The organism is Kitasatospora sp. NPDC094016 (assembly GCF_040304045.1).
Lineage (GTDB): Bacteria > Actinomycetota > Actinomycetes > Streptomycetales > Streptomycetaceae > Kitasatospora.
In genome coordinates, this window is sequence record NZ_JBEOUK010000027.1 from 54,165 (window position 1) to 80,622 (window position 26,458).

The 26,458-nt window shown below is 71.6% G+C and carries 10 protein-coding genes; all 10 read left to right on the top strand.

Annotated features, from left to right (window positions below; all coding sequences use genetic code 11):
• Positions 1 to 49 precede the first annotated feature (49 nt).
• The 10 genes from ABT015_RS23755 to ABT015_RS23800 all read left to right on the top strand — a co-directional run bounded on the left by ABT015_RS23755 (position 50) and on the right by ABT015_RS23800 (position 26,447).
• The gene (locus ABT015_RS23755) at positions 50 to 886 is read left to right on the top strand and encodes a nucleotide-binding protein (protein WP_350882223.1); all 837 of its coding nucleotides are present in this window, start codon (positions 50 to 52) and stop codon (positions 884 to 886) included.
• Complete coding sequence (locus ABT015_RS23760) at positions 886 to 1,662, top strand: hypothetical protein (RefSeq protein ID WP_350882225.1); 777 nt, start codon at positions 886 to 888, stop codon at positions 1,660 to 1,662. Before ABT015_RS23755 ends, ABT015_RS23760 begins: the two co-directional genes overlap by 1 nt.
• Positions 1,663 to 1,836: 174 nt before the next feature.
• Entirely contained in the window at positions 1,837 to 2,199 is a 363-nt protein-coding gene (locus tag ABT015_RS23765; protein ID WP_350882227.1) for a hypothetical protein, read from the top strand.
• A 127-nt stretch (positions 2,200 to 2,326) separates the two neighbouring features.
• Positions 2,327 to 2,449, top strand: coding sequence for a hypothetical protein (locus ABT015_RS23770; RefSeq protein WP_350882229.1), 123 nt, complete (start codon positions 2,327 to 2,329; stop codon positions 2,447 to 2,449).
• Positions 2,449 to 4,962 carry a phage portal protein gene (locus ABT015_RS23775; protein WP_350882231.1) on the top strand — a complete coding sequence of 838 codons (2,514 nt, stop codon included), beginning with the start codon at positions 2,449 to 2,451 and terminating at the stop codon, positions 4,960 to 4,962. The genes ABT015_RS23770 and ABT015_RS23775 overlap by 1 nt, the downstream gene beginning before the upstream one ends.
• Positions 4,952 to 5,164 (top strand): hypothetical protein, encoded by a 213-nt coding sequence (locus tag ABT015_RS23780; protein ID WP_350882233.1) that lies wholly within the window; start codon positions 4,952 to 4,954, stop codon positions 5,162 to 5,164. The genes ABT015_RS23775 and ABT015_RS23780 overlap by 11 nt, the downstream gene beginning before the upstream one ends.
• 172 nt (positions 5,165 to 5,336) lie before the next feature.
• On the top strand, positions 5,337 to 25,220 hold the full coding sequence (locus ABT015_RS23785; RefSeq protein WP_350882235.1) for a helicase-like domain-containing protein: 19,884 nt from the start codon (positions 5,337 to 5,339) through the stop codon (positions 25,218 to 25,220).
• Positions 25,217 to 25,531: a hypothetical protein gene (locus ABT015_RS23790; RefSeq protein WP_350882237.1), complete on the top strand. Its 315-nt coding sequence runs from the start codon at positions 25,217 to 25,219 to the stop codon at positions 25,529 to 25,531. The genes ABT015_RS23785 and ABT015_RS23790 overlap by 4 nt, the downstream gene beginning before the upstream one ends.
• Before the next feature lie 130 nt (positions 25,532 to 25,661).
• Positions 25,662 to 25,949, top strand: coding sequence for a hypothetical protein (locus ABT015_RS23795; protein ID WP_350882239.1), 288 nt, complete (start codon positions 25,662 to 25,664; stop codon positions 25,947 to 25,949).
• A gap of 69 nt (positions 25,950 to 26,018) precedes the next feature.
• A complete protein-coding gene (locus ABT015_RS23800; protein ID WP_350882241.1) occupies positions 26,019 to 26,447 on the top strand; it encodes a hypothetical protein in 429 nt (142 codons plus the stop codon).
• The last annotated feature ends 11 nt before the right edge of the window (positions 26,448 to 26,458 follow it).

The following is a 26,458-nucleotide window of genomic DNA, read 5'->3' on the forward strand; positions in this document are numbered from 1 at the left end:
CAAGCGGGGCACCTGGGCCGCATCACCCGGAATCAGCAAGGAGAGAGCGATGACGACCACCAGTTCCGAGGGTATCCCGCGATCGGAGGCGCTGGCAGCGGCGGCCGCCGATCTGGTCTTTGAGCCCGTGGATGAGGGCTCGGAGGAGACCCCGACCGCGGAACAGCAGGCCGGGCTGATCTTGAAGAACGCGAAGAAGCTCGCCGCGCAGAAAGCTGCTCGCGCCACCCTGGCGTGGCTGGCCCAGGGCAAGAAGAAAAAGGTCATCGCCGTTGGCGGGCTCAAGGGCGGTGTTGGGAAGTCGACGATGGCGATCTATCTCGCACTCGTCTACGCCGTTCACTACGGCCTCAAGGTGCTGCTCGTCGACGCCGACCCGCAGTCCCAGACGGCCTACGACTGGTACCGGATCACGAAGAAGAAGGGCGATCCGCTGCCGTTCGACATCGAGACGTGGCCGCACGCCCGCGTCGGCGATCGCATCATGGAGGACACCGACGGCTACGACGTCGTGGTGGTCGACTGCGGTGGTGAGTCGGCCGACATCTTCGGCTCTGCGGTGGCTGTCTGCGACCAGGTTCTCTTCATCACCTCGCCCCGCAAGGCCGAGATGCGCCGCATCAAGGGCTCGCTGGACGGCGCGCTGTCCGCAGCCAAGCACGTGGGCCGCCTGGCCGAGATCGAAGCGTTCGTCGCGTTCACCCGGGTCAAGAGCTCCCGCGTCTCCCACAACACGGCGGCCCGGGAGAAGATCAAGAACCACGGCTACGACCTCCTCCCCGCCGAGATCCCCGATCACGTGGAGTACGAGGACGCCATGGAGACCTGCCCGAAGGACCTGGGGCACTACCTGCCGCTGGTCGAGACCCTGGAGATGACTGCCTGATGGCCCGCCTTGGAGACTTCGACCTCAACGACTCCAGCGAGGCTGCTTCCCCGCACGCCAACGACGGAGGCGGAAAGTCGAACGCCAACCGCTTGCCCGCTCCGCGAACCGCGGAGCTGCCCGATCCTGAGTCCAAGCCGATTGAGCAGCTTGCGGTCTGCGAGCGGGGCATCGCCGCCGCGAAGGCCCGCTGGCAGCAGGCGAACAACGACGCGATGGCCGCGTTCGTCGACGAGGCAGGCCCCTATCTGACCTGGGTCCACGAGCACAAGCTCCACAAGTACCTCAAGGGCCCGGACGGCAAGCCCTACGGGTCCTTCGAGCGGTACCTCAGGACCGAGCACGACATCTCCCGATCCAGCGGCTACCGGATCACTCGAACGATCCCGCTCCTTCGCGCCCTGAAATCCGCCGAGAACCCTGTCGCAGACCTGTCGGTTCGACAGACCGAGGTGCTGCATCCCCTTCGCAAGCAGGAGGGAGCGGAGGCTGTTGTCACCGTCTGGGACCTGGCCTGGGGGTCGAAGAAGGGCGCCGTGCCGACCCCTGACGAGCTCTCGAAGGCCATCGAGATCCTTGACCTCAAGCTCGCCAAGTCGGATGACCCTGCCGAGCTCCCGCCGTCCGCGAAGCCCGGTGTGGTGGACCGCGCGGAGAAACTGCTCGCTCCTGCCGCGGTCCGCGAGGCCGTACAGGCGAACCCCGAGCGAGTCCTACTGCTGTTCCAGACCCTGCAGCTGGCGCTCAAGGAGGCCGGTCACCTTCCGGTGAGCTGACTCGGTTTTTGTGCCACATGTGGCACAGTTTCGGGCCGCCCCGCACCCCACGGTGCGGGGCGGCCTGCTGTCTTCGCCTGGGCGGTGTAACACTTTTCGGCCCCGGGCCGTACGTGTCTGTGAGGGGTGCTGGAGTGGAGCCGAAACCTCTCGACCGACGATCGAGGGGAAGCTGTGGGCACGTCCGACTCCACGAAGAACACGAATCCGGCCGACCACGAGTGGGTGGTGGCCGCCGAGCTGCCAGTATCGGAGGACGTCGCCCGGTATGCCGACTTCCGAGGGAGCTTCCTCGCCAGGGCTCAGCAGCGGGTGACCGCGCTGGAGGTGTACTGCAAGGGGTGCCGGCGGCCTTACGAGGACGTGGCCGATGAGGAGTGCGTCGCTCTGATCGACAACCGGCACCTGATCGGTGGGGATCAGCGGGTGCGGGCGAAGCGGCTGCCGACGCCGCCGGCTCCGGTTGGTGCTCGGCTCATCCCGGGGCACACGTACAGCCGTCGCGGTGTCGAGGCGTACGTGGCCCGGGTGGTGTGAGGGAGCGACGCAAGCAGCACGGGTGCCTACGGTCCGCCGGGTGACGACTCCTTCGGCCCCACAGCCTTCTTCGCCCTCGCCAACGCCGCCGGGGTTCCCACCTCGGGAGCTTGTCGGGCTGCTCCTGGTGGTCGTCGGCACGATGGCCTTCACCGCGTTGGCGTTCGTGGTGCACCCGTTGTGCGGGTGGGCCGTGATCTCGGCGCTGACGGTGGTGGCCGGGCTGTGGCTGGCCAGCGAGGATGCCTGATGAGGCGCCGGATCGCTCCGGGGCTGCGCCGTCTGGTTGGCCGCCCGGCCCAGCCAGCGGCGTTGGAGTCGAAGGGCTGGAACGGATCGTGGGCGTCGCTGCCCGGGATCACCGCCGAGTACGGCACGGAGGGCCGGGCGGACGGCTGGGACTTGGAGCGAGTCGTCACCGAGGGGTACGAGCAGGGCGTCTGGGTCTTCAAGGCCGTGGAGACCATCGCCGGGCACCAGGCGCGCCGGCCGTTCTCGATCGGCCGGGGGGAGAAGCCGGGCGAACACAGCGAGGTCATGAGCGACCACCCGCTCTACCGAGTGCTGAACGGCAGGGCGAATCCGCTGGAGACCGGCCGGGTCTTCCGAAAGCGGCTCAGCGCCCAGGTACTTCTGTCGAAGCGGGGCGCCTTCGTCGAGGTCACGAAGTCTCGGCTGGGGACGATCACCCGCCTCGATCTTCTCCCGCCGGATCGGGTGCGGCCCGTACCGGACCCGAGCGGCGACTACATCTCGCACTTCGAGCTGACGACCCGAGCAGGGCGGCTGCGAGAGCTCGCCCCGGAGCGCGTGCGCTGGGTGAGGGAGCCGCACCCCACCGACCCGTTCTCGGGGATTACCCCGCTTGAGGCCGCCGGCATCAGCGTCGACCTGGACCACCTAGCCCGGCTCTACAACGTCACCTTCCTGCGCCGAGATGGTCGCCCAGGCGGGATCGTGGGCGTCGACTTGAAGGGCGCGACCGAGCGCCAGCTGGACCGGATCGAAGCCCGCTTCTCGCCCGGCGTCGACCACGCCGGTCAGCTCGCGGTGATCGGCACCGGCCCCGGCGGAGTGCAGTTCATCGACACCTCCGCCAAGCCGCGCGACATGGCGTACAAGGAGCTGGCGGGCACCAGCAAGGACGAGATCCTGGCCGCCTTCGGTGTCTCGGAGGCCATGTTCGGCAACAGCGCCGGCAAGACCTACGCCAACGCAGAGCAGGACGAGTTCACCTTCTGGACGATCACCGAGATTCCCCACCTGGACTTGATCGCCTCGGCGTTCCTGCCGGACCTCGACATCGACGAGGGATGGCAGCCGTTCATCGACACCTCCGACGTGGAGGTGCTGAATCTTCCCCGCCGGGAACGGTTGAAGATCCTGCGGGAGGAGTGGACAGCCGGGCTGATCTCCGCGGACGAGTACCGCGAGGCGGCCGGCCGGGCCGCGGTCGACAATGCCCAGACGAGGGCGCTGTGGTTCAGCCCGCAGAAGGCTCCGGTGCCGACTCGTCCGGAGGACGCTGCGGTGCTCGGCATCGGCGGCGGTCAGGCTCCGGGCGAGCCGTCCGCCTTGCCCAGCGGTGCCGCACAGACGAACGGCCAGCCTCCCGAGCAACAGGGCGGGGCAGCCGCAGCCGCCGTCGAGCAAGCACGTGGTGCCGTTGGCCAGCGTGGTGGTGACGCTGTTACCGCTGTCGAAGCCGCGCGCGGCCCGGCACCGTCCACCACGCCGGGCAACGCCGCAGCGGCCGTGTCTCAGGCTCGGGAGGCGGCCGGGACCAGCGCGCCCGGCGGGGCCCGGGCAGCCGTCGAGCAAGCCCAAGGCGCAACCGAGCAGCAGCGGGTGGCCGGTCCGGCTGCGGCGGCGGTGGTCGCCGCGCAGGAGACGAAGGCGCTCCAGGGCTCGGACGGCGCGCCCGACGTGACGGGCTGGGAGGTCCCGGAGTCGGAAGCCGAGCGGTTGCGCGCAGCCGCCAGCGCGGCCCTGGATGCGCTGCTCGCACGTCAGGCCGAGGTCGTCGCGGCCCGATTGCGGTCCCCCAAGGTCCGCGGCCGGACCAGGTACTGGCAGCCCGGTCCGTACGACGTCGACAGCCGTTCCGGCGAGGCTCCCATCGATGCGGCGAAGGTCGTCGTCCCGGAGCGGTGGGTGGAGGAGACCGTCTCCACGTTGGAGCCCCTCGTCGCCTTGGCAGTACAGGCGACCGCCGCGGAGTGCATCGCCGCGCTCACCGGCGAGCCCGCGAGCCCGGCGGTCCTCCGCTCGGCTTCCGGCGGGCTTCACGCCGCTGCGCTGGACGCCGTGACGCTGGGTGCGGCCGCTGTCCGGGCGTTCCTCACAGATGTTGCGGACGCGATCACCACGGTGCAGGAGGACCACCCGGGCCTGACCCTGGAGCAGTTGGTCGGCCACGTCCGGGGGGTGTTCGGCAGGTCCGCCCGCCCGCTGTCCGATGGCGCCGCTCATGCCATCGCGGCGGCTGCGGTCAACGGCGCGGCCGAGGCGTCCGCCGCTGCGTGCGGGCCGCAAGTCGTCCGCGCGTGGATCAGCCGTGGGGACGAGAGGGTGCGACCGGCGCACCAGGAGCTGGACGGCCAGACCTTGCCGGTGCTGGAGCCGTTTGTCGCGGCCGGCTACCCGCTTCGGTACCCGGGCGATCCGATCGCTCCGCCGGAGCTGATCCGCAACTGCCGCTGCCGGCTCCGCTACCGGGCTGAGCCGCTGCTCGTCGATGAGGGAGCCGATGATGTCCGCTGATCTGCTGTGGGGTCTGCTGCTTGGGGCCGGAGCCATCGCCGAGGCGTACGGGCTGTGGAGTCGAAAGGAAGGCGACACCCTTTCCGAGCGCACCCGAGCCTGGTTCCGCGTTCGGACGAAGCCCGGCCGGGCCGTGTTCACCGTGGCCTGGTGCGGCTTCTCGGCATGGTTCCTGATTCACATCCTCACCGAATCGATGTGAGCCAGGTCCGCAGTCGAATTTCGTGCCACATGTGGCACGGTTTTCGCGGCGGGGCAGCGGCCCAGCTCTTTTGTGCCACATGTGGCACAGAATCGGCGGCGGGCGCTGTCCCGCTGGTCGTGTCGCAGCGAGGGCGCGACGTTAGCGGTCGCGGGTGTGCATGGTCCGCCGCATGCCGCACGACGAGAACCGCACCGCTCCCGCCGGCCTTGAGGTCAAGGTCACCCGCCGGCCCTGGAATCCCGCTCTGCACCCGCGCGACAGCAAGGGGCGGTTCGTGGAGACGGGCGGCATCGCCCGTCTGTGGGGCGGCGGTCTGGCCCGAGTGCTGCGGGCGCTGGCAGGCGACAAGGTGCTCGTCGAACGGCTGGACAGCGGCGAGCGGGAGAAGCTCTACGCGAACCGGCTGACGATGGTGTCCCGTCCGGACGGCAGCGCGCCGACCGCGAGCGAGGACAAGGTCCTGGCAGAGGACGCCAAGCGCGAGGTTCAGACGTCGACGGGCGGCCGCGGCGACGGCATCACGAAGCCGGACGCAGGCGACCCCCGGGTGCAGGTGAAGCCACACGACAAGGGCGACGACGAGCAGCACATCTCGGACGAGAAGCCGACCGTCACGAGCACGGTGGAGTCGTGGCTGCGCGGCGATGTCCGCCCGCTGGCGGCCGACGCCGAGCAGCCGCAGGACGCCCGGGTACGCGCGGAGGCTGCCCGCGAGCGCGCGGGCACGATCTCATCGGCGCAGCTGACCGAGTCCGGCCGGCACATGGTGGGCCAGGAGAACGGGCGGTGGCGGGTCTACGAGGCCGCGACCGGGCGTGTGCACGAGCGTCAGCACGGCAGCAAGCGGGAGGCCCTGCGGGCTGCAGAGGACCTCGAGTCCGGTCCGATCCACCGGCAGGAGGGCTGGCAGTCCTACACCCGGGAGGAGCTGGAGCGGGCGGCGGAGAAGGCCGGCCCGCCGAAGGGCCCGGCGCGGGAGCAGCCGGGGCACCGGCGGGCCGCGGCTCGGGAGATCAAGCCGGGCGAGTTCGTCGTGGCTGGCAACCCGAACGCGGACAGTGGCTGGTACACCCGGCGGGTCCTGGATGTGAAGCGGGACGGCGACAAGACGACGTTGACGTGGGAGGGCCACGGCGGACGGAAGGAGACGCTGGCCGTCGTCAACGGCGGCGCTGCGGACGGGTTCGAACTGGTCGGTCACCCGTACTCGCACGAGCAGTGGGAACGGGATCACGGCAGCAAGGTGCCGTCCGCGCGGATCGAGGCGGAGGCCCGTGCTCGGCACCGGCAGGCCGCCACACCGGAGGCGCAGGGTTCAGGGCACGACGGCGCTGACGCCCGGGCCGACATGCTGGAGAGCGGGCGGCGCCGCGACGGCCACGACGACAGCGGAGACCAGGAGCAGGACGCCCCGGAGCAGCACGGAGCACGGAGTGGTGGGTGGCTGCCGGCCGGGCAGGCTGCGCCGCGCCGGTTCCGCACCGTCCGCGACGTGCGCTACCACTGGGACGACGGGTCCGACCCGACGAGCGCCGACAGCGCCCAGGCCGACAAGGACCGGCAGAGCGCCTTCAAGGTCGTGCAGCTGACCAGCAACGAGCAGCTGTCGACCAACGGCCGGTTCATGGTCACCCGCACTCCCAAGGGCAAGTACGTGGTGCACCACTCGGGCACCGGCATCCTGGTCCAGAGTCGCTACGGGGACGGCAGCGGCAACAAGCGGAGCCTGTTCTCGACGAAGCGCGAGGCCCTGCTGGTGGCGAACGCCGCCGAGCAGGTCCACAACGATCGCGGTGAGCTGTTCGACTGGGATGCGCCTCATCTGCGGGACCGGCTGGACGACCAGGAGTTCGTCGACGCCTTCGACCGCGCGATCAAGGACGCCCGCGAGCTGGAGAATGACGAGGGCCGCGGTGCGGCCGTCAGGAATCGAGGAGGGGACCAGGGTGAACCCGTACGGGCAGATCGCGAAGGCGTACTGGGAGACGTACCGGCCGGCGGCGACGGCGGAGATGGGGCCGGACGCGACGGCGTTCTTCGAGCGGATCGGCGAGGAGGTGGAGACGCAGATCGGGGAGAGCTGGGAGGACATCTTCGACGATCTGGAGTCGACCGGCGAGACGGCGGATCGGATCGGGCTGGTGAACATGGCGAGGATGCGGGCTCGGGAGGGGGCGCTGCACGAGCTGATCTACAGCGTGCCGAAGGAGGTCGGGACGGAGGATCTGGACATGCCGAGGGTGTCGCTGCCGCCGATCGCGGTCGTGTAGTCCTCGGGTCGCCTGAGGAGGAGGAGAACGCTCCGACTTGGCGGCCGCCGGCGGACGGCCGGAGTCTGGTTCCGTCCGCGGTGCCCGCTCGGGTGAAGGCGAACATCGAGGCGGTCCGCGTCCTGCGGCGTCTGGAGGCCGAGCAGCGGCCGGCGACGCCGCAGGAGCAGGCCGTGCTGGCGCGCTGGTCCGGGTGGGGTGCGACCCCGCAGGTGTTCGTGGACTCGCCGTCTGGGGAGTTCGCGCCGCTGGCGCGGGAGCTGCGTTCGCTGCTGTCCGACGAGGACTGGGAGCGCGCGGCCGACAGCACGATGAACGCGCACTACACCGACCCGCAGATCGTGCAGTCGGTCTGGGGGGCGCTGCGCGGCCTCGGGTTCGACGGCGGGGAGGTCCTGGAGCCGGGTGCCGGGTCGGGGAACTTCATCGGGAACGCGCCCGAGAGCGCGCACGTGACCGGTGTCGAGGTGGACCCGATCACCGCCGGCATCGCGAAGGCTCTGTACCCGCATGCGGAGATCCGCGCGGAGGGCTTCGAGAAGACCCACCTGCCGGACGGCACCTTCGACGCGACCGTGGGCAACGTGCCGTTCGGCGCGTACGAGGTCGTGGACCTGCGGCACAACAAGGGCAACCATCGCATCCACAACGCGTTCATCCTCAAGTCGCTGGACCTGACCCGCCCGGGCGGCATCGTCGCCGTAGTCACCTCCAGGTTCACGATGGACGGCAGCTCGGTGCGTGCCGAGGACGCGCGCATGGAGATGGCGCGCAAGGCCGATCTGCTCGGCGCGATCCGCCTGCCGTCCGGCACGCACCGGCGCACCGCCGGCACGGACGTCGTCACGGACCTGCTGATCTTCCGGCGCCGTGATGGCGAGAAGGAGTTCACGACCGGCCGGGACCGGAAGCGGGCGATCAAGCCGCTGGAGGAGCGCGGTCCCGTGGACCCGCCGATGTGGGTGCACTCCGCGCCTGCCGAGGGGCTGCCCGGCCAGGACCCGGAGGAGCCGGTTGCGTCGAAGGACCGGGTCTTCCTCAACCCGTACTTCGCCGACAACCCGGACCGGGTCCTCGGGCAGATGGCGATCGGCCATGGCCTGAACCGGGCGAACGACCTGCGGGTGGACGGAGACGGCCACCTCGCCCCGGCGCTGGAGCGGGCGCTCAAGGACGTCGTCGACCGGGCGAAGGCCGATGGTCTGGCGTACCGGAAGGACAGTGCCGAGCGGCGCAAGCCGCGGCTGCTGGAGCCCGGCTCGAACCGGGTGGACGGGCACGTGCAGGTCGAAGAGGACGGCACGCTGACTCAGGTCCGGGACGGTCAGGTCCATCCGTTCGACGTGCCGAAGAGCCAGGCGGAGGAGGCCAAGGCCCTCCTGGGGCTGCGTGACGCCCTCAAGGCGCTGGTCGCCGCCGAGAACGCGCCGGAGAACGACGAGCCGCTGATCGAGCGGCTGCGTGCGGACCTCAAGGCCCGCTACGACGCGTACCACCAGCAGCACGGGGCGATCAACAGGTTCGAGTGGAAGGTCCGCAAGGCCACCGACCCGGAGACCGGCGAGCAGATCGACAAGGCGGTCCGTCACCGGCCGCCGCGCGGTGGCCTGTTCACCAAGGACCCGACGATGTCGATCGTCAAGGCGCTGGACTCCTTCGACGCCGAGAACGGCACCAGCAGCCCCGCGTCGATCTTCACCCGCCGTGCGGGCCGGCACCGGACTCTGCCGGAGACTGCGGACTCCCCGCAGGACGCCGCCGTGCTGGTGCACGAGCGAATAGGTCACCTGGACCTGGATGAGCTCGCGAAGGTCATGCGGACCACGCCGGACGAGGCGCGGGCTCGGCTGCTGGCGGCCCGCTCCGTTGACCCGGTCACCGGCGAGGAGATGCCGCTCGTCTTCGAGCTGCCCGGCGACGGCGACCTGGAGATGGCCGCCGACTACCTGTCGGGCAACGTCCGGGCCAAGCTCAACGAAGCCAACGACCGGGCCGGCACCGACCCGCGGTTCCGGGTCAACGTCGAGCACCTGGAGCAGGTGCTGCCGCCGGACATTCCCGCCGGTGAGATCGACGCTCCGCTTGGCGCCTCATGGCTCGGCGCCAAGCCCGTGCAGGCGTTTCTCAACGAGCTGATGCCCGAGCCGGTCAAGGTCGAGTACCAGGGCGGCTCGCTGTGGAAGGTCGAGGCGAACAACCGGGTCAAGGGCTCGACCGCCGCCCGGACGACGTGGGGCACCGAGGACTACCCCGCTACCACGCTGGTCGAAGCGATCCTCACCAACCGCAAGATCCAGGTCCGCCGGCGCAACGAGGACGGCTCCAGCTACGTCGACACCGACGCGACCGACCTCGCCCAGGCGAAGGCCGAGGAGATCGCCGAGCGGTTCCAGGACTGGCTGTGGGAGGACCCCAAGCGGGCGGCCGAGATCAAGAAGGTCTACAACGACACCCACAACAACCTCGCGCTGCGCTCCTACGACGGCCAGCGGCGGACCATGCCGGGCCTGGCGGAGAACTTCAAGCCGCACGACCACCAGCACGCCGCGGTCGCCCGGATGGTCAACGAGCCGGCCGTGCTGCTCGCCCACGAGGTCGGCGCCGGCAAGACCGCCGAGATGGCCATGGGCGTCATGGAGCTGCGGCGTCTGGGCCTGGCCAGCAAGCCGGTCATCGTCGTGCCCGGGCACATGCTGCAGCAGTTCCACGACGAGTTCCTGGAGCTGTACCCGGATGCGAAGCTGCTCGCGGCCGGCTCGGACGACCTGACCGGGCGTAAGCGCCGGGAGTTCATCGCCCGTGTCGCGACCACCGACGCCGACGCGGTGATCCTCACGCAGCGGGCCTTCGAGTCGATCGACATGCGCCCCGAGCCGCAGCTCGCCTACATCGAGCGGGAGAAGGCGTCCCTCAAGCGGGCCCTGGCCCGGGCGAAGGGCGAACGCAACGTCTCGGAAGCGGACCGGCCGGCGGGCGGCCGCGAGACGCGGATGGTCAAGGAGATCCGCAAGAGGCTCAAGAACCTCGAAGCGAAGATCGAGAAGAAGACCTCCGCGATGAAGGACCGTGCCGGTCTGTCCTTCGAGGACACCGGCATCGACTACGTCGTCGTCGACGAGGCGCACCACTACAAGAACCTCGCGACGAACAGCTCCATCCCCGGCGCCGCCATCGAGGGCTCCAACCGGGCCTCCGACCTCGACATGAAGCTCGACTACCTGCGCGGCAAGACCAAGTCGGGCCGGGTCGTCACCTTCGCTACCGCCACGCCGATCTCGAACTCGGTGACCGAGGCGCACACCATGCTGCGCTACCTGCGGCCGGACCTGCTGGAGAAGGCCCGCATCCGCGACTTCGACGAGTTCGCCTCCACCTACGGCAAGATCGTCAACGGGGTGGAGCTGGCCGCGGACGGCTCCGGCTTCCGTGAGGTGTCCCGCTTCTCGGCGTTCCGCAACATGCCGGAGCTGCTCCGGATCTGGAAGACCGTCGCGGACGTGAAGACCGCCGATGACCTGGATCTCGACGTCCCCAAGCTGTCGACCGGCCGGGCCATCACCGTGAAGGTCGAGCCGACCGAGGCGATGCTCGCCTACCAGGAGTCCCTCGCCCGGCGCGCGGCCGCGGTGAAGAGCGGCATGGTCGAGCCGACCGAAGACAACATGCTCAAGATCAGCTCGGACGGCCGGAAGGTCTCCCTCGATCCGCGCATGGTCGGCCTCGACGAGGCCGGGAACAAGCTGCGCACCGCCGCCGACAACATCCACCGGATCTACGAGTCCACCAAGGACACCGAGTACCCGACCAGCAAGGACGACCCGACACCGCACCCCACCAAGGGTGGGCTGCAGATCGTGTTCCTGGACATGGGCACCCCCCAGGACCCGAACAAGAAGAAGCGCAAGGGGAAGAAGGGGGCGCCGGCCGACCTGGAGGAGCTGGACGAGAGCCCGTTCCCCGCCTACGCCGAACTCAAGGCGCTGATCGCCGAACGCGGCATCCCCGAGGAGAAGATCCGCTTCATCCACGAGGCGAAGAACGACGCCGAGAAGGCGAGGCTCTTCGCCGATGCCCGCAACGGCAAGATCGCCGTCCTGATCGGCTCCACCACGAAGATGGGCGTCGGCACGAACGTCCAGTTGCGCGCGACCGCGTTGCACCACCTCGACTGCCCGTGGCGGCCGGCCGACCTGGAGCAGCGTAACGGCCGCATCATCCGCCAGGGCAATGTCAACCCCGAGATCAGCATCTTCCAGTACGTCACCGAGCAGTCCTTCGACGGCTTCTCGTGGCAGACCGTGGCCCGGAAGGCGAAGTTCATCCGGCAGCTGATGAAGGGCAACCTCACCGACCGCACGGTGGAGGACATCCCGGACGGCGTCTTCAACGCTGAGCAGGTCACCGCGATGGCGACCGGCAACCCCTACCTTCTGGAGCAGGCGAACGTTCGCGCGTCGCTGGGGCTGCTGACCCGCCAGCACAAGGCGTACCTGCGGGCGATCGACGGCGCCCGCGCCACCATCCATCAGACCGACGATCTGCGAGAGCGCACCGCGGGCCTGGTCACCAAGCTGCAGGCCGTCTCCGGGCGCAAGCGCGTCACCCGCGGTGACGCGTTCAACGCCACCCTCGGCGGGAAGAAGCTGACCAGCCGCAAGGAGGCGAGCGCCGCGCTGGCACGTCTGGCCGGCGAGGTCATAGCCGAGGGCCGGCAGAGCCCGTGGGAGCAGCACGCGCAGGTGTCGCTGGGTGAGGTCGGCGGCGTCGACGTCGTGGCCAAGTTCCGGGTCGGCTACCACGCGGGCGCCCGGGTCTACGTCGCCGACATCTCCATGCCGGACGTGCCGGGAAGCCGCCGCTCGTACACCCAGGACATGCTGGACGCGCAGTCGCTGACCCCGATCACCCGCCTTGAGGACTCCCTCGCCGGCACCGAGGCGAACATCGAGGCCGCCGAGAGCTTCCTGCGGCAGGAGGAACGGAACGCGGCCGTCGCCACCGAGCGGTTGAAGAAGCCGTTCGAGAAGGCCGACGAGCTGGAGACCGCGCAGCAGCGCTCCCGTCTGGTGAACGCGATCATCAGCGCCCAGTCCAAGCCGCTCAGCAGCGACGCCAACGAGCGCGCCGCACAGCGCCGCCGGATCGACGCGCTGGAGCAGCAGCTTCGGGACGCCCGAATCCGGGCTGGCGAGCGCCCGGAGGAGGCCGACGATCCGGCCGCGGTGCAGGACGTGGACGTCATGCCGCGCACTCCGGCTCCGCCGGTGGTCACCACCGACGTGAACGGCCGGACCACCGTCTCGTGGCCGGACCGCGAGGCGACGAAGGCACGACGCGACCAGGCGAAGCGGGAGCGGGCGCAGCAGGCCACCGAGAAGCGGGCCGCCGGCCGTCCCGGGGACGACGCTCCGGAGGAGCTGACTCCGCAGAGCGTGCAGGCCGATCTGGCGTCGATCGCCCCTGACCCGCCGCTCCCTCGTGACGGGGAGCAGCGGGCGGTCCGTCCGGACGCTGCTCGCCCGCACGCGGCGGCTGGTCCTGCGCGGCCCGCGGGAGAGTCTGAGGGTGGGGCTCCTACTCCTGAGGGGACCGAGCGGGACCCAAAGAGCAGCGCGGCCCCGGCGGCCCGGGACGGGCGGGCGCATCCGTCGACCTTGACGGACGAGCAGATCGCCGACGAGGTGGCGTCGCTGGAGCCGGATCTCCTCGGGGACGGCGAGGTCGGATCCGAGGACGTCGCGCGGCACTCGCTGCTGTCCACCGAGCAGGCCCGCCGCCGTAAGAAGGCGAAGACGGATGCGCCAGCCGGCCCGGGCGGCAGCTGGCAGGAGATGCAGGCCGAGCAGGCCAGCGGCGAGGACGCCGGGCTGTTCGGCGCCGCCGACGTGCGGGCAGCACAGCCGACTCAGCAGGTGGCCGACGAGTTCGGCACGCCGGACATGTTCGCCGACGCCGAAGGCGCTACCGACCGGCTTAGGGCCTCTCGTCTGCGCCGGGGCGACCGGTACGTCGCGGACGACGGCACGGTGGCGGAGGTCGCCGACGAGCCCGAGCAGCTCGGCAAGAACGGCAACGGCGGGGTACAGGTGCGTACCACCGATGGCCGGACCCTGATGCACCGGCCCGAGCACACGTTCCGCCGCGCGGACGGCGCCACCCCGTCCGGGCAGCGCCCTGCCGGCGCGGCCGAGAGGAGCAACGGCGGCAAGGCGCCCGAGCCGCAGGCGGCAACGCAGTCCGCGCCCGAGACGAACGCCGCGAGCACCCCGGAGAACAGCGACGCCAACGACGCGCCGACGTCCGGCGCCCCGGACGCTCCACCGGCGCCCGCCGCCGGTGAGGACGGTCAGGTGCGCCGGTACGAAACCGGCGAGGAGATCGTCACTCCGGACGGCTCCGGCTGGTACGTGAGCCCGACCGAGGACGGCCAGCACTTCGTCAGCGTCCAGGGCCGCTACGCCATCCACCCCGACCATGACGTTCACCGCCCGGGCGAGCAGCCGCCCGCACAGGCCGCCAGCCTCGCGGCCGCAACCGAGGCCGCTGCCGAGGAACGGCAGGCGAAGCTCGATCAGGCATCGACTCCCGAGGGCCTGGCCGTGAACTACGGCGGCCGGCTCCACAGCCTCGACCAGGAGGCCGGGCACGGATGGATCGCCGACGAGGACGGCAACACCATCGGCTGGGTGCGCTCGCGTCCGGATGAGGAGGGCCGCACCGCCTGGTGGGGACAGGACGCGCGCGGCGGCGCGCCCGAGAGCATGACCTGGCACGACAAGATGCCCGCAAAGGCCGGCATCCCGCCGATCCGGGTGGCGACCCACGTCGCGCAGGGCATCGACCTGAACCGCGGCGATCGGCGAGCGGGCCACTCTTCTCCGTTGGCGACGGGCAGCGTCTGGAAGGAAGTCACGCTCACCGAGGCGCAGGTGCGCGAGCTGGCCCAGCTCGCACAGCCCGACCCCGAGGAGCCGATCGGCTGGAAGCCCGGCGTCTTCCGCCGCTACCAGATGCGCTCGGACCAGATGCGGACCCTGCGCGACGCCGCCCGGGCGGCCGCCGACCAGGCTGACACCACCACCGCTGCCGGACGGCGCCGGCAGAAGGTGCTGCACAACGCGGCCGACAAGCTGGACAGCGAGGCGTACGAGACGGACCGCACGCAGGCCACCCTGCCCCGGCCCGGCGAGCCCGACCCGTTCGCCCAGCCGTACTCGCCGCCTGTCCGGGACGCCGACCCGGTCACGACCGACGCGACGGTGCCGAAGGCGGAGTCTGCGGTGTCGAGCGGTACCGAGCAGCGCGTGCCGCTGGACCCCGAGCAGGTGCAGGCGGACCTGGCCTCGCTCCGTCCCGGCGAGCCGCATGCCCCGGCTGCCGGAAGCAGTGGAGAGGGGCACTCGGGGGCACCTTCGTCGCAGCACGGGGCGGGGCGGCCGATGGTCGGCGACCGGCCGGTGACGGGGATGAACCAGCAGGAGCTGGACGACGAGCTGTCGGATCTCGACGCGGCCGTGCAGGCGACGGAGAACTCAACCGACCCGCTGGCTCTCGCATGGCGGCGTCGGGCCGAGCTGCGCCGGTGGGAGGTGCAGCGGGAGCTCAACCGCAAGACGGTCGTCGAGAAGCCGGCTGACCGTGGGGAGGAGATCGAGAACCGGCTGGCGGGCCAGGGGCTGCGCGCCGACGAGGGCGAGGGCCGCAACGTCGAGCGGATCGAGGATATGCCGGCGGCGAAGCCCGGCTCGCCTTCGGATGCCGACTGGGAGCAGATCGACGCCGCGGCGGCGGAGCAGGAGGAGTACCCGCCGACTCCAGAGCAGACGCTGATCCACGAGGCGGTGGCCCGGCGCGGCCTGAACACCGCGGTGATGGCGCTCGCGGGCACCGGCAAGTCGTCGACGCTCAAGCAGTTGTCGCGGCGGATGCCGGGCAAGCGCATCGCCTACCTCGCGTTCAACCGGTCGGTGGCGGAGGAGGCGAAGCAGGCCAAGGCCAAGGGCGAGTACGCGGACAACGTCACCCCGCAGACCGCGAACGGCATGGCCTTCCAGGCGGTCAACAAGCGGTACCAGGACGCTGGGCGGGACCTCGGGAAGAGGTTGCCGCAGGACGGCGACGGCGGCGCGAAGCGCCAGACCGCCCAGACCGTGGCCGATCTGATGCGGGTGTACGACTGGGTGGAGTACGCGCCCGGGAAGTCGTTGAAGCCGTCGTCGGCCGCCTACCAGGCCCGTGACCTGGTCTCGCGGTGGTGCCAGTCCTCCGATGAGGAGATGGGCCCGCAGCACCTGAGCCTGCCGCCGTGGATCGAGGAGGAGCACCGCGAGGCGCTGTTCGAGGCGTTGAAGCCGATCGCGGAGCGGACGTGGGAGGACATTCTCGACCCGCACGGCAAGCTGACGTACGACCAGGACTACATCGTCAAGCAGTGGGCGCTGTCCGGGTTCAAGGTCGACACGGACGTGATCTTCTTCGACGAGGCTCAGGACGTTAGCCCGGTCCTCGACGGGGTCGTGCGCGCCGCGATGAAGCAGGGCGTGCAGGTCGTCGCGGTCGGCGACTCCAACCAGTCGATCTACGGGTTCCGTGGCGCCACCGACGCGCTCGCCCGCTTCCCCGTCGACGCGCGGCTGACCCTGACCCAGTCGTTCCGCTTCGGCCCGCAGATCGCCGAGGCCGGCAACCGGTTCCTTCGCCTGTCCGGCACCGAGATGCGCCTCAAGGGCCTGCCCGGCAAGGAGTCGCGGATCACGGAGCTGGGTCCGGACGACGTCGACGCGGTGCTGTGCCGCACCAACGCCACCGCGGTGATCGAGGCGATCGACGCGCTGGACCGCGGCAAGCGGGTCGCCGTCGCGGGCGGCCTGGACGAGATCCGCAAGTTCGTCGAGGCCGCCCGGCAGCTCCAGGCCGGCGAGAAGACCAACCACAAGGACCTCGCCAACTTCGCCGCGTGGGACGACGTGGTCGAGTACGTCGAGCAGGAGTCCGAGGCGGCCGGGTCGATGCGCACCCTGGTCCAGCTGATCGAGAACGACACGGACGGCAAACTCGACCGACTGCTTGAGTCGGGAGGCCTGGCCTCCGACATCCGTGTCAGCGACGACGGCGAGCGGCTGTGGATCTCCGGTACCAGGTTCGGCGACCCGGACCACGAGGCGTTCACGCGCTGGTTGAAGGACCCGAAGGCCAACGGCTTCGGCAAGCTCGCCTGGGACGACCAGTCGAAGCGCTGGTACTACCAGCCCGGCACCCACACGGTGACCAACCGCAAGTCCGGCCGAAGCTGGACGGTGAAGAACCCGGCCGGCAACCGCGACGCCGCGATCGCCGCCGTGAAGGCGTACATCGAGCAGCACAGCCGCGCCCCCGAGGATGGCGAGGGCGGCATCGTCGGCGAGCACCAGGACCCGGACGTGGTGATCTCCACCGCCCACAAGTCGAAGGGGCTGGAGTGGCGGCGGGTGCGGATCGCCGGCGACTTCCGCGGCCCGGAGATGGACGACAGCGGTAAGTACGACCTGACGACAATGCCCAGCGACGAGGACCTGAGGTTGTCGTACGTCGCGGTCACCCGCGCCACCGAGGCCCTCGACGCCGGGGGCCTGGGCTGGGTGTGGGAGGTGACCCGCTCCGAAGACCCGATGGAGGCGCCGGACACCGACTACCCGCGGGACTGGACGCGCGAGGACTTCACCCCCGGAGACACCGTGCTGTACGTCTCGGAGGACGGCGAGCGAGTGCTCACCGGCGACGTCGTGAAGGCCGACAACGTGCTGACGGTCCGCGACCCGCAGACGGGCCACACCTCCACGATCTCCATGCAGCAGGTGCGCAGGCGCAACGGCGAGCCGCAGCCGCGCGCCGACGTCGCCTCAGACGATGACCTCCAGGCGGCGATCGATTCCGGCCGCTACACGCCGCCGGGGAGCAGCCCGGCCGTGGTGGAGCAGCACGGCCTGGGAGCGGGCGGCGCCCTGGGGGACCGTTCGGGCCTGGCGGCCCCCGCCGGCGATGACGTCGATGCGCGATCCGCTGGCTCCGCCGGGGTGGGCGCTGGGGCGGCGGAGCAGTTGGCGGACACCGACTGGACGGATGCTCAGCGGTCATGGAATGAGAACTGGAGCAAGAAGCCGGAGCCGAACCCGGATTGGGTCCGGTACGCGAAGCGAAGCCTGGCGACGAGCGCACCCGACTCCACCGACCCGGCGTTCGTGCGTCGTCAGTCCAAGAACCCGACGATGAAGTTCAGCCCGATGGGGCGCTTCTGGGTCTGGACTGAGGACGACGGAAAGACCTGGTCGATCACTACCCGGGACCTCGGTGAGTACGTCGGCGACCCTGAGGTGAGCAAGGTAGCCGGCACTGAGGAGGACGCCCACCAGCTCGCTCTTGCCTTCGAGTCGATCAAGGACGGCAAGGGCACGACGCTGGGACTCTCGTGGGATATCTCCCGACACGCCGACGAGGTGCGGGACATCAACGGGGTGTCGTACGCGCAGCGGATGCGCCAGGCCCGCGCACGGTTCGATGCTGACCGGGGGACCCCCTCTGAGGCGGCCGCGGGCGAGGCACCGCAGCAGCTCGGTGAGCATGTGAAATTGTCCCCGGAACAGGTTGATGCGGATCTTCGCTCCCTCACGCCGGAGGGTGCGCCCGCCGATTCCCCCGCTGCCGGCGACCAGCCGGTTCTGGCCGCGCCCGAACGCCTGCACGGGCCGGTGGATGCGGCCGCCGGGACGCTGCCGGGCCCGGGAGACACCGCCTCCTACCCGACCCATCATGAGGGCGTCACGCTCAACCGCTTTCGGCCCGATGGCGACTTCTACGACCTGTGGCAGGACGGCCGGCTGATCAGCCGCTTGTCCAGCCACGAGGGCCGGTACTACCCGTACCACCCGTACGGGATCACCGGCCGGAAGAAGCGTCGGGGCTACAAGGGACCGTTCACCTTCGACACCCTGCAAGAGGCTATCGACCTGGCGGTGGAGAACGATCGGCTCGACGGTCCGGTGCCCACGGATGCGCCGGAGTGGCACCTCCAGGGCCTCGCGAAGTACCACGTACGGACCTTCCCGCCGCTCGGCCGGCTCGAGGGCAACGAGGAAGCACGCCGCCTTCATGCTGCTGCCGTACGCGCGCTGACGTCGCTTGCGGAAGGCCACAGCGACAGCGGGAGCGTACCCGAGGACCTGCGCACCATTCGCGACGCTGACCGGGAGCTCTCCCGCCTGCACGGCGGTCCGGACAATCCCTTCGGCCAGAACCAATTCGCCACGGTCTTCGCGGCGATGAGGCCTGAGGACCGGTACCACCGTGCCTCCGGCGAGCCGAGCCCGCAGGACATCGAACGGGCGCAGCAGGAGTTCGCCAAGTTCGTTGCGGAGGAGCAGGCACATGTCCGTGGCACGGACGCGCCGGAGATGTCCTCACCTTCGACCGAGCACCAGCACGACCCGCGCGGCGGGGTCTCCGGCGCGCACGAGGGCGCGGCTACGACGCAGCGGGAGGGGCAGGAGGGTTCCAAGCAGGATCGCCGCCGGCGGGAGGACCAGGAGGACGGCCGGAGCGGGGCTTCGGCTGACCGGGAGAACCATCAGGAGCGGGGCGTCGACGCGGGCCGTGCGCCGCAGCGTGAGCACCGTGATCGTGAGGCGAACCGCCGTACGCTCGACGACGGCACGGCCGCCGAGCAGCGAGACCGTGAGCGCGACGCCGAGCACGACACCGGTGAGGAGGACGGGGGCAACGACCGGGAGCGTTCTCGTCGTCGGCGGCGGGGACGGCGTGGCCGTCCTGACGGGACGAACGTCGGCGGGCCCGACCTCGACGGGCTGGGGGCGCCGGACGTCCCGCTGATCGGCGCGCCCCTGCCGAAGGGTTCCCCTGCATCTGGCGGGCACGAGACCGCGGGTGAAGGTGTTCGGGCCGGGCGTGGCGGCCATCCGGGCGGTTCCCGTCGCTCGGCGGGCAGGTCGGTTCGGCGGGCGGGGAAGGTACAGCCGCCGGCCGGTGTCGTGGCGAGCCGCTGGAACCCGGAGGAGGGCGGGCAGGTACCCGACGTCGTCGGGCGTCTGGCTGCTGCCGCCGGCGGACACCCGGACGACGCCAAGGAGTGGAATGCGCTGCTGGGTGAAGCCAGCGCGGCGGCGCCGCTCGCCCAGTTCGACGCGAACGTTGAGCACTTCCTTGCCGAGCACGACGGTCCGATGCGGGAGTTCCTTGCCGAGCGGGCCCGCCTGCTGCGGGCCGAAGCTGAAGCGGCCGGCCAGCGCGCGACAGCGGACTACCTGGAGCGGCTTCGCGCCGCCGACAGCCCCGCCGCTGGGGAGGCCGTCTACTTCGGGTCTTACCGTGGTGACGGGCGCCGGGGCGGTCCGGGCATCATCGGTGAAGGCCGGTACTACGAGGAGCTGCGGGAGGCATTCACCCGCCAGCGCGCCCAGGCCCGGGAGGAGGCTGAACGGCGGGACCTGGACGCGGATGCGGTGGAGCGGTTCCTGCTGCACGCGGACGGCGCCGACCCGGACCAGCCCGCGGCGATCAGCGCGCACAGCGTCGAGGAGCCGCTGAACGTCGCCCGGCACGACGCGTTCTACGCGATGGTGGCCAACCTGCCGGAAGCGGTCCGGCGTGAGCGGTTCCCCGGCACGCTTGAGGAGCACGAGCGGCGCAGCGCCCTGGTCGAGGCCGCGTTGCAGGAGCCTGACTCAGCAGAGCGGCCGGACGGCGCCGGTACGCACACAGCAGCGCCGGCAGACGGGCCCGCAGCAGCCGAGGACGCGGGCGCCGTCGAGGAGGGGCTCGCGCGGGTGCGGGAGCGGTTCACCGGCGGCGAGGGCATCCCCGGCAGCGCGAAGAACCGAGCCTACGTGGCGCGGCTCGGCGCGAACCCGACGCTGGGGGTCTCCCCCGGCGGCGGGGTGGCGTACTGGTCGAAGGACGGCGGACGCACCTGGGAGTTCGGCCACGCCCGTACGGGCGCCACGATCGGTTCACGTGACGGCAACTCAGTGGAGGGCAGCCGGGAGGACGCGGCCGCCATGGCGGCCCGCTACGAGGGGCTGGTCGACGCCGAAGGCCAGCCGTTCCCGTGGGACGCGCCGGATGCGCAGGCGGCCGGGCGGGGCTGGCGGGACGCCGAGGGCCGGCGGATCGGCGAGGCGATGCGGGCCGCGCGCGACGAGCACACCGCACCCCAGGACCGTGAGGAAGTACGCGACTCTGCACAGGAGTTGGCGGAGCAGCCCGATCCCGACCTGCCAACGATGGACGGCAGCGGCCAGAAGCTTCCGGACGATCTGACGGGCGTTGACGAAGGCGTGTTGGAGGCGCACCTGGCCGTGCTGAGCGACCAGGTCGCGGCGGCCGGTGATTGGGGCAACCCGGAGCTGCACCGGGTCGCCGACGAGCTGGACCGGCGCGCCGCCGAGCGTGGGGACTACTGGCGAGCGCTCGCCCCGCTGGCCGCGCAGGCGTCCGACGCCCCTCCGGCCGATGACGCGGCGCGGGCGGCCGAGGAACAGCTGATGGATCAGCTGGCCGGCCTGTATCCGACGAAGGAGACCCGCCGGGAGTACCTGGAGCGGGTGGAGGCGGAGCGGCAGCGGCTTCGTCACCAGTACGACAACGAGTACCAGCCCACGATCAGGTCGGCGGTCGAGGACTACACCAAGGGCTACCTGGTGCGCCGGGAGTCGGCGCAGAAGGCGCGGGCGGCTCGGGTCAAGCAGGAGGCCGAGGACGCGCGGGCGGCCGCGGAGGGACGGCCGTCGCGGCGGGTCGCGAACGGTCTGCGGATCGACGACCCGGACTACATGCTGTTCGAGGCCCCGCAGTCCGTCTTCGACAAGCACGCCTCGGACGAGCTGCGCGAGTGGATCGAGTACCACAACAGCGGCGACCGGCCGATGTCGTTCTCCCGGTACTACCAGCAGCACCTGGCCGGTGAGCGGCGCGCCCGAGCTCAGTGGCAGGAGGAACAGGAGGCCGCGCGGGCCGCCGGGCCGGACGAGCCGGCCTCGCCGCCGGTCGCGGGCGCTCTGGACGGTGGGGCAAGTCAGCGGCCTCGAGGTGCGGACGCGCCGGCGGCCGCGGGCGCCGCGACCGTCCTGCCGGAGCCGGAGCAGCGGCCGTCTGCGGACGTCCCGGCGGCTGGGCAGCGGCCCGGGGCCGAGCAGCAGGACGGTGTCGACCGCTCGAAGCGGGTGAAAGACCAGGGCGCACCCGATCCGATCGGTGGCCGGCCCGCGCAGTGGGTAGCCGTCGAGCAGCTGCGTGCGGGCGACGTTGCCCGGGTCGAGGGCAGCGACGAGAACGGCAGCCCGGTCGGCCGCTCCGGATGGGTGCTGGGCCGACGCGAGGCGGTGATCACCCGCGGTGGCCGGACGATTCGCGGCCACGAGGTCACTGTGGGAGACGACGCGGAAGGCACCTCGGGCCGGCGCGGGGTGGTATTCGTCTCCGCCGGTGAGCAGGCCGCCCGGGCCGACGCGCTGACCGAGCAGGGCTCCATGCTGACCGGCGCGCAACTGGAGGCGATGAACGGTCGGTTGGACGGCGACCACCCCACCGACCGCAACGGCGTGGGGCTGTTCCCCGGCTCACTGGTGCGCAGCCCCGGCGACAGGGAGGGCATGGTGACCGGAGTGACCGCCTCGGCAGCGTCTGTGCGCTACGAAGGACGGCGCCACGACCAGGACGCCGCCCCGGGGGAACTGGAGGTCGTCGACGGCGGCGCTGCCCGCCCGGCCGGCTGGACGCCGGACGGGCAGCACATCAAGCCGGGCCAGATCGCTGTCGACCCGGACACCCGTCAGCCGGTCGGCGTGGTGCAGGCCGTGGACGGCGACGCCGTCGAGGTGGCGACACCGCAGGGCGTCGAACTCGCCGATGGCGGGTCGTTGACCGTGGCGCGCGGCGCGCAGCCGGACGAGGCCGGGCCCGCCATCGTGGCGCTGCGGCCGGTGCCGGCCGGGGAGCTGGCCCAGGGGGACGTCGTGTTGGTGGACGACGCCGGCCGCAAGACGCCGGTGAAGGTGGTCGGTCAGCCGGTCCGCGACGGTGAGCACGTCGTCGTGGACTACGAGGAGGTCGAGACCGGAACGCGCGGGCAGCTGCGGGCCGACCGGGCGCTGCTGCTGCCGCGTGCCAGCGGCGCCTCCGGACAGCCGGCCGATCTGTCGCCGCAAGAGGCCGTCACCGGGATCGACGACACCCGGCGGGTCACCCCCGCGGGTGCCGCGCCGCAGGCCGATGCCGGGATCGTCCCCCAGCTGACGCCTTCTGAGCGGGCGCGGATTCACGCCCTCGGGCTCGGCGAGGCAGACGAGCCCGACGCGCGGGAGGCAGCCGAGCGGATCAAGGCCGGGCAGCCGGTGACCGCCGAGCAGGCCCGGGCCCTCGAGGAGGCACTGCGTCAGCACGCCGATCCGCGCACCGGGGAGGGCCGGACGGCCGGACGTGCAGCAGACCGACTCGCGCAGGCCGCCGGCGGTCGGCCGCAGGAGCAGGGTCGAGTGCCGGTGCGGGGAACGGCCGGGGACCTGGTGCCCGGTGACGTGGTCGCGGTGCCGCAGGGCGACGGCACGTCGACGCCGGTGGTGGTGACCGATTCCCGGCCGGGGCCGGGTGGCACCCGGGCGGTGACGGTCGAGGACGCCTACGGTCTCGCGGAGGAGGAAGTGCTGCCGGCCTCGGCTCCGGTTCACCACCTGCCGGCACCGCAGGCGACCGCGCCGGCGGGCGGGGCGAAGCCCACCGAGGCTGCACCAGCAGCTCCCTCGGGCACGCCAGCGGCGCGGCCGAGGACCGGCGACGTCGTCGCCGCCCGCGCGCGGGACGCAGTCGACGCCGTTGTGGAGGCTGCGGTGGAGGGCGCGGTGCCGGGCACCATCCACGCGTTGCGGCAGTCCGTCGCCGAGCGGCTGGCCCCCGGCGCTGCCCGCAGCGGTGAGCGGCGCGCGGCCGCCGACGCCGCTGAGGCGCTTCGCCAACTTGGGCTGGACGAAGCCGCGCACGCCCATGCCGAGCAGGCCGTACGGCACGCCGCACAGAAGGCGCGGGAGGCCGCGGTGAAGGCGGTGCTGCGCACCCTCAACGACCTGGAGCCGCTGGACGGGGAGAGCGAGGAGGAGACGGCGCAGCGCGCGGTGCGGCTGCTGCGCCGCATCCCCGAGGCGATCGACCCGACCACGTTCGCGCTGGTGGCCATGGCCCGCTCCTACCGGGCCGCAGGCGGCAACTCGGGTTCTGCGTCTGGGGCCGCGGCCGCCGGCCGGGGCGAGGCGGCGGCTTCGGCCGGGCAGCGCGCCGGCCAGACGGCGTCGTCGTTCGCCGGGCGGGCGGTGGGCTCCGCGCTGGGAGCAGCGCTGTCCGTGCTGAGCCGCCGGCACCTGGACCAGCAGCAGGTCGAGCAGATCGTGCAGCGCACAGTCCAGGCGATGGCAGCGGGCCAGGAGCAGGTGGCGCGGGAGATCGTGGACGGCGTGCCGGCCGAGGCCCGGCCCGGGCTGTTCTCCCGGGTGATGGCCGCGCTGGTGCGCTTGGCCCGCCGGGTCGCGGTCTGGCTGCGGGAGGTGCTGCGCAAGGTTGCCACGATGTGGCGGGGCGAGGACGGGGAGCGTCTCCAGCGGGTGCGGGAGCGGCTGGCGCGGCGGCTTCGGTGGTGGCCGGAGACGCGGGAGATCGAGGCGGACATCGCGGCCGCCGCCGGCGAGACCGGCGGGAGCACGGAGGCTGGCGCGGATCTGACGCCGTGGCTGGCCATGCTGCCGGCCGGTCGGTTCGGCCAGGTCGAGCGGACGGTCGGCCGCTGGGAGACGGCGAGCACCGCCGGCCTCGAGGCCGGGCGGCTGCCCGAGGCTGTCGAAGAGCGGCGGTGGACGGCGGACCGGGCGGTGGACGGCGGACCGGGCCCGGAAGCGCTGCGGCATCTGGCCGCCGTCCTGGGCGCGGGCGAGGCCCTGGATGCTGCGGTCACCGACCAAATGCGTCAGGTGGCGCCGGAGTTGGGGGCTGATCCGCACGGGCGGCTCCGGTCGGTTCACCAGTACGCGCAGACCGCGACCCGGCGCGCTGAGCGGATCGCCGCCGAGGCCGCTGCCGGCAGCCGGGACGCTGAGCTGGAGCTGGACAGCGCTCGGGCGGAGGCCCAGCAGGCGGTGGTGGACGAGCAGCGCGCCCAGGCGGCGTACGCGGCCGCGCTGCGCGACGCCGCCCAGCACACGCTCGGCCGGGTCCGGCAGCTCGGCACCGGCGGCGGTCTGCGGGCGAGCGGCGAGGGCGGGGAGCGGCTGCGCGGCCTGGAGGCGTTCCTGCCCGCCGACTGGCTGGCGGCGGCCGGCCCGCTCACCGTCAGCACGGGCGCGCGCCGCGGCTCCTACCACCCCCAGAGCCGGCACCTGACCGTGGGCGAGAGCGACGCGACCGCCCTGCACGCGCTGGCGCACCACCTGCAGCACTCGATCCCGGAGCTGGCCGCCGCGGAGGAGGCGTACCACTGGGTGCGCACATCCCGGGGCGAGGTCGGGGCGCGGGAGCGGGCTCCGCAGGTCCGGCTGGCCCAGTGGTTCCCCGGCCGCGGGCACCACCCGCGGGCGACCGCCCGGCAGGGTGGCTGGGCGGACATGTTCACCGGTTCGGAGCCGGCGGACGGCCGGTCCTGGGAGGTGTTGCCGACCGCGCTGGAGGCGATGTTCAGCGGCTCGACGTGGTACTTGGACGACGACCTGCGTCAGTGGCTGCTCGGCGTGATGAGCACGCTGGGACGGCGGGCGTGAGCGGATCGGAGGCAACGGCGATGTTGCGGGTGACGGGCGTGCTACCCGGTGGGCAGGTGTACGAGGTGAAGATCACCGGCCAGGCCGAGCGGCCGGTGATCGGCTCCCGGCTGGTGGCCGCGATGGTGGAGGCAGCGCAGCGCAGCGGGGCGCTGGTGCGGCCGTCGCCGACCGAGGCCCCCCTCGTAGTGGACGGCGCGGACTCGAGGTCGGTGTTGGCGCTGCTGGAGGAGCGCAGCAGCCGCATCCTCGGGATCCACGGGATGGTACCGAGACCCGAGGAGGTGCACGTCGCCGGAACGGTGTACTGAGCGGCCGGGCTTTACCGCGGTAAAGCCGAGGCCAGCCCGGGCGCACACGACAGAGCGCTCGCCCCGGCTTGTTCCTTGGGCGGAGAAAGGGAGCCACGCTAAGGTCCATGCAGGACCTCGGGAGGACCTGTTGACCGGTAACGACGCCGACGCCCCGGCGCAACGCCTTGCATTCAGCGGCCACTACAGCATGGTGAACCGTGGCACGCTCGAAAAAGTGACGGCAGCACGTTTGTCTGCAAGTCAACTCGAACTCTTCATGGGCATTCTCGCCGGTGCGGTTGACCTGCGCCAAGGCCCGCTTCCCCCGCAGGTACATCGTGACCTGGCCAAGCTGCAGGAGCACGAGCTGATCGTCAGGACAGCTCAGGGCTACGAGATCAGCCCGAATGTAGCCCGCTCACGACCGGCGAGCTAAGGGTGCTCGGCGAGACACAAGCTCGTCTCGCCGAGCACCCTCGCCGTTGTGCGCACCTATCGAATCTCCGTGAAGTCCCTCCAGCCGGACGGCCCGGTGCCGTCCGGCCCGCAGCCGACCGACCAGGAGCCCGAGAATCAGGAACCGGCTGACGATGGCCGGCAGTGGGCGGGCGATCCGTACGACGAGGGCGACGAGACGTTGCCCGACGACCCGGCAGTGGCGGCCCGCTTCTCCGCCCCAGGCGGTGAGGAAGCATGGCTGGAGCGTATCGCGGACGGCACGCTGATTGGATGGCTGCGCGATCCGTCCGGCCAGGTCTACCGTTACTCGGATGCCGATGCCTGGGCCGTGGACGTGGACGACGCCGGCATGGCCCCATCCGGTGGCGGCTCCCCGACCGACGAGCAGCCCGAAGTCGATGACCTGCCGAAGGACGGGGCGGAGCCGGACGGTGGCGGCCAGGGTGGCGAGCTCCCCGACGAGTTCCGGAAGTAGAAGAGGGTCGA